This is a genomic window from Limoniibacter endophyticus, from assembly GCF_014652835.1.
Classification (GTDB): Bacteria; Pseudomonadota; Alphaproteobacteria; order Rhizobiales; family Rhizobiaceae; genus Limoniibacter; species Limoniibacter endophyticus.
Genome location: NZ_BMZO01000011.1, coordinates 160,092 through 177,199 on the forward strand (window position 1 = coordinate 160,092; position 17,108 = coordinate 177,199).

The 17,108-nt window shown below is 57.0% G+C and carries 18 protein-coding genes; 3 read left to right on the top strand and 15 right to left on the bottom strand.

The features are described 5' to 3' along the window. Nucleotides 1–4: 4 nt before the first annotated feature. The 4 genes from IE151_RS16210 to IE151_RS16225 all read right to left on the bottom strand — a co-directional run bounded on the left by IE151_RS16210 (nt 5) and on the right by IE151_RS16225 (nt 3,659). Nucleotides 5–577, bottom strand: coding sequence for an autotransporter outer membrane beta-barrel domain-containing protein (locus tag IE151_RS16210; RefSeq protein ID WP_189492600.1), 573 nt, complete (start codon nt 575–577; stop codon nt 5–7). Between the two features lie 67 nt (nt 578–644). After that, on the bottom strand, nt 645–1,130 hold the full coding sequence (locus IE151_RS16215; protein WP_189492602.1) for an invasion associated locus B family protein: 486 nt from the start codon (nt 1,128–1,130) through the stop codon (nt 645–647). A gap of 430 nt (nt 1,131–1,560) precedes the next feature. Then, nucleotides 1,561–3,030, bottom strand: coding sequence for an HWE histidine kinase domain-containing protein (locus tag IE151_RS16220; protein ID WP_189492604.1), 1,470 nt, complete (start codon nt 3,028–3,030; stop codon nt 1,561–1,563). A gap of 122 nt (nt 3,031–3,152) precedes the next feature. Continuing rightward, nucleotides 3,153–3,659, bottom strand: a complete 507-nt coding sequence (locus tag IE151_RS16225) for a superoxide dismutase family protein (protein WP_189492606.1) — start codon at nt 3,657–3,659, stop codon at nt 3,153–3,155. A gap of 608 nt (nt 3,660–4,267) precedes the next feature. On the opposite strand from IE151_RS16225, the gene IE151_RS16230 reads away from it, so the two are divergent. Continuing rightward, nucleotides 4,268–4,867 (top strand): helix-turn-helix transcriptional regulator, encoded by a 600-nt coding sequence (locus IE151_RS16230; RefSeq protein WP_244636839.1) that lies wholly within the window; start codon nt 4,268–4,270, stop codon nt 4,865–4,867. 129 nt (nt 4,868–4,996) lie between these two features. After that, nucleotides 4,997–5,185, top strand: a complete 189-nt coding sequence (locus IE151_RS16235) for a hypothetical protein (protein WP_189492611.1) — start codon at nt 4,997–4,999, stop codon at nt 5,183–5,185. Nucleotides 5,186–5,246: 61 nt separating this feature from the next. Here IE151_RS16235 and IE151_RS16240 read toward each other — a convergent pair whose 3' ends face one another. The 6 genes from IE151_RS16240 to IE151_RS16265 form a co-directional block, all read right to left on the bottom strand. Continuing rightward, nucleotides 5,247–5,783: a MerR family transcriptional regulator gene (locus tag IE151_RS16240; RefSeq protein WP_189492669.1), complete on the bottom strand. Its 537-nt coding sequence runs from the start codon at nt 5,781–5,783 to the stop codon at nt 5,247–5,249. Between the two features lie 149 nt (nt 5,784–5,932). Further along, a complete protein-coding gene (locus IE151_RS16245; protein ID WP_189492613.1) occupies nt 5,933–6,256 on the bottom strand; it encodes an integration host factor subunit alpha in 324 nt (107 codons plus the stop codon). 95 nt (nt 6,257–6,351) lie between these two features. Continuing rightward, entirely contained in the window at nt 6,352–7,323 is a 972-nt protein-coding gene (locus tag IE151_RS16250) for a beta-ketoacyl-ACP synthase III (protein WP_189492616.1), read from the bottom strand. After that, nucleotides 7,320–8,402 (bottom strand): phosphate acyltransferase PlsX, encoded by a 1,083-nt coding sequence (plsX, locus tag IE151_RS16255; protein ID WP_189492619.1) that lies wholly within the window; start codon nt 8,400–8,402, stop codon nt 7,320–7,322. The genes IE151_RS16250 and plsX overlap by 4 nt, the downstream gene beginning before the upstream one ends. A gap of 246 nt (nt 8,403–8,648) precedes the next feature. Beyond that, nucleotides 8,649–9,200 carry a YceD family protein gene (locus IE151_RS16260; protein WP_189492622.1) on the bottom strand — a complete coding sequence of 184 codons (552 nt, stop codon included), beginning with the start codon at nt 9,198–9,200 and terminating at the stop codon, nt 8,649–8,651. Nucleotides 9,201–9,216: 16 nt separating this feature from the next. Continuing rightward, a complete protein-coding gene (locus IE151_RS16265) occupies nt 9,217–9,780 on the bottom strand; it encodes a ubiquinol-cytochrome C chaperone family protein (RefSeq protein WP_189492625.1) in 564 nt (187 codons plus the stop codon). Between the two features lie 280 nt (nt 9,781–10,060). Between IE151_RS16265 and IE151_RS16270 the strand changes: the two genes are divergently transcribed. Beyond that, a complete protein-coding gene (locus tag IE151_RS16270) occupies nt 10,061–10,567 on the top strand; it encodes an outer membrane protein assembly factor BamE (RefSeq protein ID WP_189492628.1) in 507 nt (168 codons plus the stop codon). Between the two features lie 90 nt (nt 10,568–10,657). On the opposite strand, the gene IE151_RS16275 is transcribed toward IE151_RS16270, so the two are convergent. The 5 genes from IE151_RS16275 to osmF form a co-directional block, all read right to left on the bottom strand. Further along, nucleotides 10,658–12,799, bottom strand: a complete 2,142-nt coding sequence (locus IE151_RS16275; RefSeq protein ID WP_189492631.1) for a sodium-translocating pyrophosphatase — start codon at nt 12,797–12,799, stop codon at nt 10,658–10,660. 196 nt (nt 12,800–12,995) lie between these two features. Next, nucleotides 12,996–13,745, bottom strand: coding sequence for an ABC transporter permease (locus IE151_RS16280; RefSeq protein WP_189492634.1), 750 nt, complete (start codon nt 13,743–13,745; stop codon nt 12,996–12,998). Beyond that, nucleotides 13,742–14,680, bottom strand: coding sequence for an ABC transporter ATP-binding protein (locus IE151_RS16285; protein WP_189492637.1), 939 nt, complete (start codon nt 14,678–14,680; stop codon nt 13,742–13,744). Before IE151_RS16285 ends, IE151_RS16280 begins: the two co-directional genes overlap by 4 nt. Beyond that, on the bottom strand, nt 14,677–15,843 hold the full coding sequence (locus IE151_RS16290; RefSeq protein WP_189492672.1) for an ABC transporter permease: 1,167 nt from the start codon (nt 15,841–15,843) through the stop codon (nt 14,677–14,679). The genes IE151_RS16285 and IE151_RS16290 overlap by 4 nt, the downstream gene beginning before the upstream one ends. A gap of 26 nt (nt 15,844–15,869) precedes the next feature. Then, nucleotides 15,870–16,784 (bottom strand): glycine betaine ABC transporter substrate-binding protein OsmF, encoded by a 915-nt coding sequence (gene osmF / locus IE151_RS16295; RefSeq protein ID WP_189492640.1) that lies wholly within the window; start codon nt 16,782–16,784, stop codon nt 15,870–15,872. Nucleotides 16,785–17,108 lie beyond the last annotated feature (324 nt).

The window sequence follows — 17,108 nt, forward strand, 5'->3', positions numbered from 1 at the left end:
CGGTCTACCAGCTGATTTTAAGACCGCCTGAAACCTTGCCCGCCACCTCGGTGGAGCCGCCGAACTCGACAGAGCCACGGCCAAACAGGCTGACATTTTCCGACACACGAGCAACCGCGCCCAGTCCCACATCATAGCGCGTGCCGCTCATGTCGTTGCCGATTGCCGTCTCGGAAGCAACCGGGCCGTTCTTGCCCTTGAACTCATGCTTCACATTGGCGTCCGCATAGACCGTGGCCGACTTTACGAAGTTCTTCTTGTCCTTCGCCTGTCTCCGCTGCTTCTTCGCAGGCGCAGGTGCTGCCTCGACCGTCTCTTCCGTGACGCCGAAGTAAAAAGTCCTCTCCAGCCGTACACCGACACGTCCGACGAGCGATTTTGCTTCCTGACCATAGACGACGATGCCGTAAGGATCGGTAAAGTCATCGGCCGCAACATTTGACCAGGTCAGTTGAGCCTGTGGCTGCAAGACGACATTGCTGCCGAGATCGCTTGAGGTTTCCAGTCCATCGTCACCGAGAGTTGAGTTAATCCGGACGGGTTGCGTATCTGGCGGAATAGCAACCCTTCCAGCCAACATCCGCCCTTAAAAGGAACGGAAACTGTGAGCTTGAGCGGTTAGTTCATCAGTTCACCAACGCGGTTCATGGCGTCCTGAAAGCCATTAATCGAGATTGCGAGAATGGCATTCCTGCCTTTAGCCGTGACGGCCTTGAGCGTGACGAACCTGCCGCGGCGAGCGCCGTCGCCACTACCAAGCCAGCCCTGAAATCGGTCACGCAACCCGCCAAAACGCAGATACGGAACAGGGTTGCATCAAGGGCTTTGCCGTCGTCGATCTGCAACGTCACGCGCTCGTCGAGCTTGTGGCCAAGTGGCAGAACCAGAGCGCCTTCAATACCCTTTTCCTTCGGCTTCAACTCAATGGCCAGCACACGCATCAGAGGCCAATCAGGAGAAAATACGAGAGTGCCCCCCCAGAACAGCAGGCAGAACGCCGTGAGACTGGCCCAGATCAGGATGAGCAGAGGCGCGCTGAGAGGCTCTCGCGCTCCTGCTCCGTTCCAGACCTGGATTCGGATGGAGGATTCCGTTTTGCATTTATCGAGACAACAATCGACATTGCCCATCAGCCTTTCCGCAAGGAGCTTCCTGCTCCAGTCCGGCTCTAATGGCTCTGAATCGGGCGGCGTTCACGCAGAACTGTTTTCAACTTGAAGCAAAATTGCCGCAACGACACGTGACGCTCCGTTAATCATCAGAATTTACTGCAAGTTAACGTTTTCAAAACGGGCGCATCTTTTCCCGCAACAACGGAAACAAGGAGCTGATCAGCGTTGGCGCTCGGCCCACCTTCGGTTTGAAACGGGAATATGAACTCAGTGGTCGCATTTTTCGCATGATGCGCGCGAATGACATAGCACTCAATCAAATGGAAGGCGACGCGTAGAAAGTACCGGATTGATCATACTGGACGGGCTTGACCGACATTGGCCATCGACAGCCTCCAAAACACCGCCTTACCTGAAAGCCGTGATCGCGCAGTTTCCGGAGAGGCGTTCAAGCCCCCTCCTGCGCCATGGCCGTGTCCGCATCCGTCTCCAGCCTGAAGATCAGACCTTTCTGCGCATAATCTACCGTGCTGGTTCCACCGAATTCGGCCTTCAGTACCTGCTCGATCATGCGCGAGCCAAACCCTCGGCTACTCGGTTGTTCAACCGCGGGGCCATCATGCTCTTCCCATTTCATCCAGAAATTTCCGAGGGGATTGCGGTCCCAATTGAAGACGACATATCCCTTGTCATTGGACAAGGCGCCATACTTGACAGCGTTGGTCGCCAGTTCGTGGATAGCGAGCGACAGAGAAGTTGCTGCACGTGGAGCAAGTCGAATGGTCGGGCCGCCGAAACGCAGGCGCTCGCCATTGCCGCTCCGGAATGGCGCAAGCGCGCCTTTCACGACATCCTCGACATTAACGCTCGTCCAGGCTTCACCCGTCAGCACATCATGCGTGCTTGCCAGCGCCTGCATCCGACCGAAGACAACCTCCTGCGCCTCCTCCAGCGATGTGGCGCTGCGCAGCGTCTGGCTGAAAATCGACTGTACGGTGGCGAGCGTATTCTTCACGCGATGATTAAGCTCGCGCACCAGAAGAGTACGATGCTCCTCGGCCTTCTTGCGAGCGGTAATGTCAAGGAGAACACCCGCAACGCTTAGCGGTGTACCGTCGTCAGCATAGCTTGTCTGCCCGCGCACTTCGATCCAGCGCATCTCGCCTGCTGGCGTCTTTATGCGATGTTCGATATGCAAATCCGAGCGATTGCGAACGCAGTCCTCGACGGTTTCCCGCCAGCGCCTGCGATCTTCCGGCCAGATGCTTTCGCGCATGTCATTATAGTTGAACGCATCGCCGATCCGGCGTCCGAACGTTTCCTTGCATATGGCTGAAGCAACAAAGCGATTATCGGAAAGATCAAGCGTCCACGAGCCAAGCTTGCCCGCCTCGAGCACGAAACGCAGGCGATCCTCGCTGCGTGTAAGGTCGGCAATGCGCCGCTCGATCTCGAATTCCAGCGAATCATGGTCGTAACTCAGACGCGAAATCTTCTCGCGCTCTGGCGTGACGTCGAATTGCGACGCGAAAAAATAAGTCAATTCAGTGCCCTGGAAGACAGGTGAAATCAGCACGCGATTCCAGAAGCTCGTGCCGTCCTTGCGATAGTTGAGAAGCTCTATTTCGATAGATACGCGGCGCGCAATGGCGTCCCGCACTTTCGCGACGTCTTCCTGGTTTGTTCCGGTGCCTTGCAGCAACCGGCAGTTCTGCCCCATCACCTCGTCACGGGTATATTGGGTGAGACGAAGAAAGGCGTCATTGGCGAACACGATCGGATTGTCAGGCAGATTCGGGTCCGTAATCAACATCGGCATGCGTGTTGCGCGGACGGCAGCAACGAAAGGGTCGGAAGAAGGTTCGCCTTCACGGTGGATCTCGCGATCGATCCGCAACTCTTCCTGACTGTCCGACATTCACATTCCTCATTGCGGCAATTCTTGAGGTGCTCCCATTATGCATGGAAGCAGACATGTCAGACGCTAGACGTTTTTCTTTTTCATCGCAATGACCGACGATCATCTTCCCAAGCACTCGCCTATTCGATCACCGCGCAGGCCAGTCGGTCCCCGGCATCACCAGTCGGCTGCGTTTTATAATCATCCGGCTTGGCATGGATCATGAGCGCGCGCCCCTTGATATCATTACCCTCTCCCAGCCTGACCATGCTGTTGAAAACCTGCGCGCGCAGTACGCCATCGGCTGGAACATACTGGTTCGGCATGTCTCCGGCATGCGGGCCGTCCGGATCCGCATAGCCATGGTTCTTGTCACCGGGGTTATAATGGCCACCGGCAGATTCATGCTGGCCCTCATGATCGCATGTGCCGGTTTCGTGAACATGGAATGCAACCCATTGACTGGCCGGCAGTCCAGTGACCTCCACATTGATCACAACGCCTTGAGGCGTGCCGGTCAGCGTTGCCATTCCGACCGTCTTTCCTTCCAGGTCGAGGAATTGCGCATCAGCATCCGTTTGCTGCTGCGAAAAGGAGGGTGTCGCCAGGAAGCAGAGCGCGACGGTTGCGAGGGTTGAGCTTTTCATGGCGGATCTCCCGATTTTTCCATTGCTAGGGGAAGCGGAAAAAGCCACGGGCGTTCCATGACATTGCAAAAAAGGTGCATTGTGAACGTTCACCAAGGGACACATCGGCCGCACCATCCGTAGAAATACCCGCGTAAGAATCGCATTTTTCGGTCTAGTGGAATATGGGGCATTCTTCAGGGAGAAGCCTTCAACGGTTGCCAAAGGGCCGGGAGTAAAGAGAGGGTGACAATCGCAACGAAGATTTGTTGCCGGCCTTCTCAAACCGGACAAGAAGCACACCAAGGCACATCTCCCAGCAGAGCGCTGCAAGCCCCCCGGGCGAAAACTAATATAAACCGCAGGGAGCCTCGGGCATTTTACACCCGCACCACAACCCTGACATTATAGCGGGCGAGCGACATTTTAGACATAACCACTAGACGGGAGGACCGGCGCCACGGCGGGGCCTAACGTCTATTTTTTAGTCGTTTAATAGGTTTGCCATGATCTTTCAAACGCATGATGTCTTTGAGTTTATTGATCACAGCCGCAATTTTGGCGATGTTGATCACCTTGTTAGAAATTTCCAGAATTTGATCAAGAAAAACGGGTTCGACTTCTTCATAATGGCAGCTAATCCGTCTGCCTCTGGAAGCAGCCTTTCCAATATTCACGCCTCGACCTGGCCAGAGAATTGGCTCCTGCGCTATACGGAAAATGAATATCACAAAGTCGATCCCATTGTTCACTGCGCACTGATCAAGGAACGCCCGTTCTTGTGGTCGGTCGCGAAGCAGAGGGGGGTTGAGGTGAAGCGCGTCCAAAACTTCTATTACGAGGCCCATAGTGTAGGTCTGGTAGACGGTATCTGCTTTCCTTTTCATAGCAAAAATCTCGGACACAGCCTCATGTCGCTGGCCAGTTCCTACTGCCGCCCAGTCGATGAAACCCAAACCAGCCTGCTCTATCTTGCTGCCGCCTATTTCAACGCCACGATCAGCGAAAATTGTGATGCGCACGCGCCCAGCGTCCACCTGACGGAGCGGGAGCGCGAAGTTCTGCGATGGACTGCCGCAGGTAAAACCGCGTGGGAGACAAGCGAAATTCTCGCCATTTCGGAACGGACCGTGCAGGGCCACCTCGCTGCCGTCCGGCAGAAACTCGATGTCGCGACGACAACGCAGGCAGTCGCCCGGGCGTGTCGCTTCGGCTACATAAATATGTAATTACAGTAGGTTAAACGCGATATTTTATGTGGATTACGAATAATTCTTCTTTTGCAAAAACGCTCTACGAGAACCATGTCGTACACGAGGGATCTCCACGCCCCTTCACGAACCTCGGGGCGAGTGCCTGTGCCAAACCCGCAAGCTGAACGACACAAGCGTCTCGCTTACATCGCAGAAATGCTTGCGCAACTGCGTCTGATGGCATTGCAGGACGGGCACGACCTCGTCGCACATCTGATCAGCATGGCACAAATGGAGGCCAGAACGAACGTCCTTACGGCAAAGGACCATGACGATCCTTCGTCACGGTCCTGAGATGATCCCAGGTTTGAACGTCAGAGGAAACCCGCGCCCAAATGGCGTTCCGTGAAGCCGATCAGCGTGCCTGATCGAGCAAACGTTTACATTCGAGCAGATCGAACAGCGCTTCCTGCAACAGAGCACGATTATCGCGGGTAAGCTTGCCCTGATCCGCGGAGATCGGGTTGTCCGCTTCCGCGCCACTGCGTCCCAGGCTGAAAAAGCGCTTGTTGGGCTTGGCCTTTGCTTCGCCAACCAGCATTTCCTCTTCCAGGGCAGGTTCGGCCACCTTGCCCTCAGCCGCTGCCTTGCGCTGGGCGATCGCTTCCATTGCATGCAGGTCGCCATTGCCAATCGCTATGACGAACTGAATACCATTATCCTTGAGAAGCTTCTGAACACCCTTGATCGTGTAGCCTTGCTCATAGAGCATGTAGCGAATGCCCTTGATCAGCTCCACGTCCTGCGGACGATAGTAACGACGCCCGCCGCCGCGCTTCATCGGCTTGATTTGCGTAAAGCGGGTTTCCCAGAAACGCAGCACGTGTTGAGGAAGATCAAGGTCTTCGGCAACTTCGGAAATGGTACGAAACGCGTCGGGGCTCTTTTCCATCATTCACCATTGTCGGTAAGAGATTGCGCTTAGGAGGTTCAGGATTCAGACATCGTTGCGCCCGAATCCAAAGCATCCTAGTCAGGACGGCCGGCCAGCCCAATGGGCACTATTGGACAGACGCCCCCACGATCCGTCCATTGACACGGCTATTCTTTCCCGTTCTTCAGGCGCTGCTGATGCGCACGAAGAATCTTGCTCTTCAAAACATTGGAAGCCTTGAAGGTCATCACACGGCGTGGAGAGATCGGCACCTCTTCGCCCGTTTTCGGATTGCGGCCAATTCGCTCATTCTTATCGCGGACCTGGAAGGTCGCAAACGACGAAAGCTTGACGGTCTGTCCGTCGACGATAGCGTCGCAGATTTCATCGAGAATGGCTTCAACCAGAGCCGCAGATTCCGTGCGGGAAAGGCCGACTTTTCGATAAACCGCCTCAGCGAGATCGGCACGCGTCAATGTCTTTGCCCCCATGAGACGTCCGCCACCTTTCGATTTTATTTGGCACTATTCCCGACGTTAGAAAATTGATGCTATCTGGTCAAGCAGGACCTTTATAACACCTTGTTTTACCAGCGTAGTAGCACGGCACCCCAGGTAAATCCACCGCCCATCGCCTCCAGCATAACGAGGTCCCCGGGCTTGATGCGCCCATCTTCCACCGCAACCGATAGCGCCAGCGGAACGGAAGCTGCCGAAGTATTGCCGTGTTGGTCGACAGTGATGACGACTTTTTCCGGCGCGATCTCCATTTTCTTGGCGGAAGCATCGATGATGCGGCGGTTCGCCTGATGGGGCACGAACCAATCTAGATCATCGCCAGTAACCCCTGCCTGCGCAAAGGCATTCTCCACCACGTCGGTGATCATGCCAACGGCGTGCTTGAAGACCTCCCGGCCTTCCATGCGCAGCTTGCCGACCGTTTGCGTACTGGAGGGCCCGCCATCGACGTAGAGCTTTTCCTTGTGCGACCCGTCGGAGCGCAGCGACGCCGCAATGATACCGCGATCGGCGATTGTTCCCTCGCCTTCCTGCGCTTCAAGAACGAGTGCGCCGGCGCCATCACCGAAGAGAACGCAGGTGGTGCGATCTTCCCAATCGATAATACGCGAGAAGGTTTCGGCACCAATCAGGAGGACGCGCTTGGCCTGCCCACCCCTAATATACAGATCGGCCGTATTGATCGCATAGACGAAGCCAGAGCATACCGCCTGCAGGTCGAAGGCGAAACCATGCGTCATGCCCAGCCGCTGCTGGATTTCAACGGCCGTTGCTGGAAATGTGTTGTTCGGCGTGGATGTCGCCAGAATGATGAGATCGATGTCGGCAGACGTCAGGCCAGCATTGTCGAGTGCCGCGCGCGCTGCGGCTTCCCCGAGTGATGCCGTCGTTTCGTCGGCCTCGGCGATGTAACGCTGTTTGATGCCCGTACGCTGTACGATCCATTCGTCGGACGTCTCGACGATCTTTTCCAGGTCGGCATTCGTCACCTTGTTACGGGGAAGCGCCTTCCCAATGCCGCGAACAACCGTCCTGATCATTTTTCTTCCTGCTTTCCTGTCGAAGTCGCATCGTCTTGCGCGATGCTTGCCGCATGTGCGGCATCGGACGCCTGGAAGGCGTCGATATCATGGCCGATACGTTCCATGACGCGATTGCGCGCCATATCATAGGCAAGCTCAACTGCCGCCGCAAACCCTTCCTCATCGGCCCCGCCATGGCTCTTCACCACGATTCCGTTGAGGCCGAGAAACACGCCACCATTGACCTTCCGCACATCCATGCGCTCACGAAGACGGTTAAATGCACCGCGCGCCAAGACGTAGCCCATCTTGGAGAGCAGCGACCGCGACATCGCCTCACGCAGATATTGCGCGATCTGACGTGCCGTGCCTTCCGCGGTCTTCAGGGCGATATTGCCGGAAAAACCCTCCGTCACAACGACGTCAACGGTACCCTTGCCGATATCGTTACCCTCGACGAAGCCGTGGTAGGTCAGCGAGGAAAGTTGCGCCTCCTTGATCATCTGCCCGGCCTTCTTGACTTCTTCCTGGCCCTTGATCTCCTCCGTGCCGACATTGAGAAGCCCTACTGTCGGCTTGTCCGCGCCAAGCGTGGCGCGCGCCATGGCAGCGCCAAGAATGGCGTAATCAACCAGCTGGCGAGCATCGGCACCAATGGTGGCGCCAACATCGAGCACGATGCTTTCACCCTTTACCGTAGGCCAGAGTGCAGCGATGGCCGGCCGCGAAATACCGGGGCGTGTGCGAAGACAGAAGGTTGCCATAGCCATCAGCGCGCCGGTATTTCCAGCCGAAACGCAGACATCCGCCTCACCATTCTTCACTGCTTCAATCGCCTGCCACATTGACGACTTTCCCCTGCCCTGGCGCAAAGCCTGACTGGGTTTTTCATCCATGCGAATGGCAATTTCACTGTCGAAGAACTTGACCTTGCCCTTCAGTCGCGCATGCTTCTCGATAATCGGCTGCACAATGGCGGCCTGCCCAAAAACGAGGAATGTTGCATCGGGGCGTCGTTCGGCCACTCGGGCCAGAGCCGGAATGACGACTTCCGGTCCGTGATCGCCTCCCATGGCATCGACAGAAATTCTTGTCACTTTGGAAAAATCTCGCTGTTAACCGCATAAATGGATTGCACAAGCGCAAGGCCGCAGCGGATATGTGTGTGAGCAGCATGGATGAAGAAAGAATGACGAGGCATGACCGAAGTGTATATTTCCTCACCTGGATGAGAGCAGCTTAAGTCCATCGTCTCCGAACCCGTCGGCCTTCCACCATACGTGCCATGCGGCGTGGTTAATGCGGCTCTATCACCTTGCCCTGTCATCGACAAGCGGCGTTGGTCACTTGTCTTGCGCCTTTGTTTTCAAAGCGGCCAGTTTTGCAAAAGGTGACTCTTCCCGCAGCTCTTCGACCTCCTGCTGGACTTCCGCGCCTTCCTTGCGTGGATAAGGATCTATTGCGAGAACGAAGTTTTCCTCGGCGAAGGCGCCGACATCGACCGTTGTCCCAGCGAACTCTTCTGGCGCATCCGGGCCTTCCGCATCCAGCAGCATCTCTCCGTCGACAATGCTGGCCGGGCGGGAAAGCGGCGAATTCTCCGGCACGAACAGGCCTTCAAAATCATCTTCGAGAAGGGTTTCGAGCGGCTCCAGCGTCACCACGCATTCCTGTACGATTCTTGCCGAAAAGCGCCCGGAAACCTTGGCACCCTTCTTCTTCCACTGCGTCACAACCATTTCGGCATAGAAAGAATCCACACTGATCAGCTCGTGTATCTTCGCCAGAGCGGTGCGCTGCGCCTCGTCAGCCTCGATTCGCACACGTATGCCCTTGGACGGAAGACGTACGACATCGACGTCGTAATGGATCGGGCTTTTCTCGGTTTCGTTCATCGCATCATTCTTTCAATCAGTCCGCAACGACCTGCATGGCGCCGGCCGCATCGGGAAAAACCAACCGCCCTCGCACAATCTGGGCCGCGCTCTGCTCATCAAGATTTCGGACTGCGGCAAAGGCATATTGCGTCAAAGCAGGTGCTTGCGGCCATTTTTCGTCATCAGGCCTGATATTGCGTTTGAGCGCCCGCGTCATCCCTTCGATATCATTATCCTCAAGTGCCGCGCCATAGCTCTCACCACGCCCGTAGAACATGCGCGCAAGCTTTTTCATGCGCTTTGGCACACTGGAATCGCCAATTCCCAACTCGCGCAGCGAGTGGTCTATATCCTTGAAAAACTCTTCGACCACCGCTTGCGTCAACTCCTGTGCGGCTGGATCGGTTTCCCGTTTCATGCGACGAAGGAAAAGCAGCATGTGCAGAGAAAGCATCTCGTAACGCCCGAGCGGAATGTCCGGCACCTGGGCCTGCGCATAAAACGGCTCTTGCCGTGCTGCCGCCACGATTGCTTCATAAAGCGCTTCAACGATCTTTTCGTTGGACGCGCGGCGCTGGCCGAACAAGGCTCGTAACATCGTGATTCCCGGCGGTTTCCTCAAGGGGCATGATGGCATTTTTAAGCCGGCGCGCAAGCGGCAGAACTGATGAGGCCTGAAGCGAGCGCGGCAGGTGGGAAAAGAAACAGACCTTTGGGAAAAGGCAGTTGCATGGACTAAGGAACAGTCGATGCAGCAATTATAGCCACAACGCCCTTACGCGTCATATATGACGGCTGGCGCTGTAGTGTGTTGCATCGGAGACAAAGCTGGTTTACCGCTTTGGCCCACAGGTTAAGCATATTGTGAGGACGATCGTTTGTCGACGCAGAAGAAAGCAACTTCCGTTTCCTTCCCCGCCCGTTCGGGTGTGTTGGCGCTTCTTGCATGCGCCGGTCTCATCGCCGGCTGCAACACGTCGAACCTCGACCTTGTGCCTGGAGAGACATTGAGCTCCGGCTATATCCTCGACGAGAAGTCGCTTGAACTGGTCCCGGTCGGATCAAGCCGCGAACAGGTAATCCTGACGCTCGGTACGCCCTCCACCACCGCAACCTTCGACAATGAAGTGTTTTATTACATCTCGCAGACGCGGTCCCGCCCCGTCGCCTTCATGAAGCCACGTCTGGTCGATCAGCGCATTCTGGCCGTTTATTTCAACGGAGAAGGCCGCGTTGAGCATATTGCCAATTACGGCTTGCAGGACGGCAAGGTCTTCGATTTCATCTCTCGCACCACGCCAACCGGCGGCAAGGACCAGAACTTCCTGGGCCAGTTGCTTTCGGGAACGCGTGAAGGCGGCTTGCCGGCTGGCTTGAGCCAGTAAAGCGAAAAGAATTTCATAAAAACGCCGGACGGGATTTCTCGTCCGGCGTTTTTTTTATTCAAGCAATTCGGATTGTACTCCCGCTAGTCATCAAAGATGCGCCAGCACCGCCAGTAGAAGAAGAGCGACAATATTGGTGATCTTGATCGCCGGATTGACGGCCGGGCCTGCGGTGTCCTTGTAGGGATCGCCGACTGTATCGCCCGTGACGGAAGCCTTATGTGCGTCCGACCCTTTCAGATGTTTGACCCCATCCTTGTCGGTGAAGCCGTCCTCGAAGCTCTTCTTGGCATTATCCCATGCCCCGCCGCCGGAAGTCATGGAAATTGCAACGAAAAGCCCGTTAATGATAACGCCCAGAAGCGATGCGCCAAGCGCTGCGAAGGCTGCTGATTTCGAGCCTGAAATCGCCAGAACGCCGAAATAGACGACGATGGGAGCGAGCACCGGCAGCAATGACGGGATGATCATCTCCTTGATCGCTGCCTTGGTCAAAAGATCGACCGCGCGTGCATAATCGGGTTTCTGCGTACCTTCCATAATGGCCGGATTGGCCCGGAACTGCCTGCGCACCTCTTCCACGATAGCGCCGGCCGCCCGGCCAACCGAAGTCATGGCCATGCCGCCGAACAGATAGGGAATCATGCCGCCGAAGATCAGCCCCGCCACGACGTAAGGATTGGACAGGTCGAAGGAGATGGCCCCGACATCGGCAAAATAGGGATAAGTAGCCGCATTCTGCGTAAAATACTGAAGATCGTAGGAATAGGCAGCGAAAAGAACCAGCGCACCAAGACCCGCCGAGCCAATGGCATAGCCCTTGGTGACGGCTTTGGTCGTGTTTCCTACCGCGTCGAGCGCATCGGTCGAATGACGCACACTCTCGGGCAGGCCCGCCATCTCGGCGATACCGCCCGCATTATCCGTGACCGGCCCGAAGGCGTCGAGCGCGACGATCATGCCGGCAAGACCGAGCATCGTGGTGACGGCGATGGCCGTGCCGAACAGACCGGCGAGCTGGAAGGTCGAGATAATGCCTGCGACAATGACGATGGCGGGAAGCGCCGTTGCCTCCAGCGAGACGGCGAGACCCTGGATCACGTTGGTGCCGTGGCCGGTAACGGAGGCTTGCGAAATCGAGTTGACCGGGCGCTTGTTGGTGCCTGTGTAATACTCGGTAATCACGACGATCAGTCCGGTGACAATGAGGCCGACGATACCGCACAGAAACAGGTTGAAGGCCGAAAGCGCCTGCCCGCCCGCCGTCATCACCGTTCCCCAGCCAATAGTAAACGTGTTGGCAATGGCCAGGCCCACGATGGATAGAAGGCCGGTGACAATAAGCCCCTTGTAAAGCGCCCCCATGATCGTCCCGTTGGGCGCCAGCTTCACAAAGAAGGTGCCAGCGATAGAGGTGATGATACAGGCCCCGCAGATCATCAGCGGATAGAGTATGACGGATGTCAGCGCGGGCGTGCCTATAAAGAAAATTGCAGCCAGGACCATGGTTGCAACGACGGTGACGGCATAGGTTTCGAAAAGATCGGCTGCCATGCCGGCACAATCACCTACATTGTCCCCGACATTGTCGGCAATGGTCGCAGGGTTGCGCGGATCATCCTCCGGAATTCCAGCCTCGACCTTGCCGACCATATCGCCGCCTACATCCGCCCCTTTGGTGAAGATGCCGCCGCCGAGACGCGCGAAGATCGAGATTAGCGACGCACCGAAACCCAGTGAAACGAGGGCATCGATGACGACGCGGTCGGACGGTGCATGTCCCATGACAACGACGAGCACCCAGAAATAGACGGACACGCCCAACAGCGCCAGACCGGCCACCAGAAGCCCGGTGATCGCGCCGGACTTGAATGCGATATCCAGTCCCGCTGCGATGGACCCGATGGCCGCCTGCGCCGTGCGAACATTGGCGCGCACCGAAACATGCATACCAATGAAGCCCGCAACACCCGAAAGCATTGCCCCGACCAGAAAGCCGAATGCAGCACTGGCTGACAGAAGCCACCAGGCGAGTGCGAAGACGACGATGCCGACGATGGCGATGGTCGTATATTGCCGGGTTAGATAAGCCTGCGCGCCCTCACGGATGGCACTGGCGATTTCCTGCATACGCGCATTGCCCTGATCGGCTGCAAGCACGGATTGCGTCGCCCATGCGGCATAAAGAATAGAAAGCAGTCCGCATGCGATAACGACATAAAGCATGATCATTGCGGTTCCTCCCTCCGCAGATCCCGCGCCAATCGCGACATCTGCCGCTCCTGCACCGCATCGGAAACCGAAATGTTCTTTCGGACTTGCGATGCAGCAAATTTAAAACTTTCCTCTGACCAATCCTCCTCCGTCAGATGAAGAACTAGAGGCTATGGTAATTCCGGCGCGCGTCAAGCGCGACCTTTCGGTGCCCTTACCTGCCGCGTGAATGGGTCGCACGTGCAGCAGCGCGCTCGGCCCAGGAGAAGGCGTCATAGATAAGGATAGCAAGGGCCGCGACGATCAGACCGCCTTGCAGGATGAAGGCAAGATTGTTCGATTGCAGGCCCGCAATGATGACTTCCCCCAAGGTCTTGGCTGCCACCGTCGAGCCAATCGTAGCCGTCGACAGCGAGATTACCGCTGTAAGCTGGATGCCCGCCAGAATGACCGGTGCGCTCAAGGGGAGCTCGATTTTCCATAGGCGTTGCCAACCTGTCATGCCGACACCACGTGCTGCCTCCATGACGTTCTTGGGCAGCGTCGTGAGCGCCGTCAGCGCATTCTCGAAGACGGGGAGAAGTCCGTAAAGAAGCAGTGCTATGAAGGTCGGCTTCTCGCCGAATCCTACTGCCGGAACAGCGAGAGCCAGAACGGCGACGGGCGGGAAAGTCTGGCCAATATTGACGATGGAGCGCGACAGCGGCAGGAACTCGCGACCGAATGGTCGCGTGACGAGGATCGCAAACACCAGCGCAACGAGACTGGCCCCGAAGGTTGCGATTGCGACGATACGCAGATGCTGGAGTGTGAGTGACCAAAGCTCGCCCTGATTATAGATGACAGGGGCGTCTGGGTGATTGAACCGGCTCAAAAATGACGCAAAACTCTGCGGGTTCGCCAAAAAGGCGACCAGCGCAATCAGCAAGAATAGTCTGAACAGGTTTGGTACGACGCGCCTCACCGGCGGCGCTCCGCGGCATTCAGCAGGCTATCGCGCGAGACGATGCCAACTTCTGCTCCTTCTTCACCCACGACGGGCAAGGCCTGCGTACCGCGCCAGAGTATCTCTGACAGAGCATCGCGTTGCGACGTTTCCGTCGTGATAGGATCGCCGTCGACGTGGCCGTTCTCGACCAGCGGGTCGACCGAACGCAGAGCGAGGAGGCGCAGCGCCTTGTCGCCGCTACCCACCAGCTGTTCAACGAAAGGCGTTGCGGGCTTGAGCAGAATGTCGTCGGGTACGGAATATTGCACGAGTTTGCCGCCATCCATGACCGCCACCTTGTCACCAAGGCCGAGCGCCTCATCCATATCATGGGTGACGAGCACCACGGTCGTATCGGTCTGACGTTGGATATGCTTCAAATCCTCCTGGGCTTTTGCCCGGATAATCGGGTCGAGCGCGCCGAAAGGCTCGTCCATCAGAAGAATGTTGGGCTTTGCTGCAAGCGCGCGTGCAACGCCAACCCGTTGCTGCTGACCGCCGGAAAGCTCATGCGGATAACGACCGGCAAAGTCGGCCGGATCGAGCTGGAAGAGCGCAAGAAGTTCATCGACGCGCGCGGCGATCCGGTTACGGTCCCATTTAAGCAGTTGCGGAACCGTTGCGATATTCTCAGCCACAGTGCGATGCGGGAAAAGGCCATAGCCTTGAATGGCGTAGCCGATCCGGCGACGCAGCTCGTACGGAGCAACATCGCGAACATTTGCTCCGTCGATGAGAATATCGCCCGAGGTCGGCTCGACCAGCCGGTTGATCATTCGAAGAAGCGTCGTCTTGCCGGAACCGGAAGTGCCCACGATAGCCGTCAGCGTGCGCGGCTCGATCGTCATGCTGACGCTATCGACGACAATGTTCTCGCCATAAATCTTGGTGATGCTGCGCAATTCGATCATGATGCGCGTCCTTTCGATTTATCGAGCGTCTCCGTCAGTGCATCCAGCAGAATAGCGGCTGAAAACGCAAGCGCGACCGTCGGCGCAGCACCGAGCAGAACGAGATCCATCGCGGTCTGTCCGATGCCCTGAAACACGAAGACGCCAAGTCCACCACCGCCAATGAGAGCGGCGATCGTCGCCAGACCGATATTTTGGACGAGGACGATCCGGATCCCGGTGAGAATAACCGGAAAAGCCAGCGGAAACTCTATCCGCGCCAGGCGTTGCCCGGCAGTCATGCCCATCCCGCGTGCCGCCTCCTTCGTGGCGCGTCGCACGGATTGCAGCCCGATAACGGTGTTCGAGGTGATAGGCAGCAGCGCGTAGAGGAAAAGAGCCACGAAAGCAGGCGCCTTGCCAATGCCCGAAATGCCGATTGCAGAAGCACCAGGAACATTCGCCGCCGCCCAGGCAAGTGGTGCAATCAGAATTCCGAAAAGCGCAATAGATGGAATCGTTTGCACGATGTTCAAAATGTTCAGAATCAAGCCGCGCAAGCGCTCGATCTTGTAGCAGACCAGGCCGAACGGAATGCCGATCACAACGGCAGCCAGCGTGGAACCAAGGGCGAGAACCAAGTGGGCGACGATTTCAGCGTGAAAGCGTCCGGCTTGGCTTGCATACTCCTTCATGACCGAAATATCGGCGAGGTTGCCGCTTGCAACGACAATGGTGAAGGCGGCAAGCGCCGCGATTAGTGCCGCAACGCGCCAGAACGGCTTCAACCTAAGCCGGCCGATAGCGTCGGCAGCGACCAGAACGAAGGCGAAGGAAGTCAACCAGAAACCGCTGGCGGGCGAAACGCGGGCGAAGCTGTTATTCTCCGGCGTCAGGAACGTTGCACTTGCGCCGAGCACTACGAGCGTCGCCAGAACGGCGAGAAGGCTCACGACGAGCCGCAAGATCAGATTACTGCGAAGAAGCGCGGCGATCATGAGGAGACCACCAAGTCCGAGCGCAATATAGCCCCAAGGCGCGGCAAGCGCCTCATGCAGGGGGATGCCCTGCCCCTGAACGATGCGATTGGGCTTGGCGATGACGAAGGGCGCAACCAGCATACTGTAAAGACCGATCAGCGCGACAGCGACGCCCAGCTTGTCGAAGCGTTCGGCAAGAACCATCGATCTGGCAGGGGATGCAGCGAGGCTCACTTCTTGACGAAACCGTTCTTGGTGAGGAAGTCGTCAGCCACCGCCTTGGCCGTTTCGCCACCGAGCTGCACACGTGCGTTCAAGTCCTGCAAGGTCACCAGATCGAGCTTTTCGAAGATCGGCTTGAGGATTTCCTCAATCTGCGGATGCTCTTGCAGAACAGCTTCGCGAATGATCGGCGCCGGCTGATAGACTGGCTGTACGGCCTTGTCGTCCTCCAGCACGACCAGACCAGAGGGCTTGATGCCGCCATCCGTGCCATAGACCATGGCGGCGTTTGCGCCGTTCGTCTGATTTGCCGCAGCGGCAATCGTCGCAGCCGTATCGCCACCCGAGAGCGTGATGAGCTGATTACCGGAGAGCTGGAAGCCGTAGGCCGTCTGGAAAGCCGGGAGTGCAGCAGCCGAGTTTACGAATTCGGAAGATGCCGCTAGAACGACTTCGCCGCCATCGGCGACATATTTGCCGAAATCCGACAGCGTCCTGAGGCTATGTTCCTCGGCCAACTCGCCGCGCACGGCAATGCCCCAGGTATTATTCGCAGAAGAAGGCGTCAGCCAGACGATCTTGTTGGCATCGTAATCGAGCTTCTTGGCTGTCTCATATGCCTGTGTGGCATCCTTCCAGACAGGATCCTGCGCCTTTTCGAAGAAGAAGGCTGCGTTACCGGTATACTCCGGATAGATGTCGATTTCGCCAGCCGTTATGGCCTGACGAACGACTGGTGTCGCGCCAAGCTGGATGCGATCTGTGGTCGGAATGTCATGGGCATTAAGCGCAGACTGGAGGATATTGCCGAGGACGCCGCCTTCCGTATCAATTTTGGATGAAACAACAACCTGTGCGGCCGCCAGCTGCGTGGAAATCGCAAACGCAAATCCTGCTGCGGCCAAACTCTTGATGAAAAACATCGCGCCCTCTCCTGTCTCAGATGGCAATCCCCGATTCTGACATGAACGTAACAGGCGCGGAACAGGTTCCGAAGACGATCCAGACGAAAATATCGGCATTCTTGGGCAAGAATCGGCCGCGCGCCCGGCTCCGCCATCCAGGGAGGCAGTAGACGTTATCCTGAAACCGAAAGCAGCAGCTTTGCCCCGCAGCGGATTTCCGCGCGAGGGAGAAAGGCCGGGAGGTGATCGCCAATCCCTGGAAAGCATCGGCCTTCCCATGTTTGGCGATGAATGCGAGGGGGACATGAAGCCCGTCTCGGTATGCGGATGAATGAGGAAGTC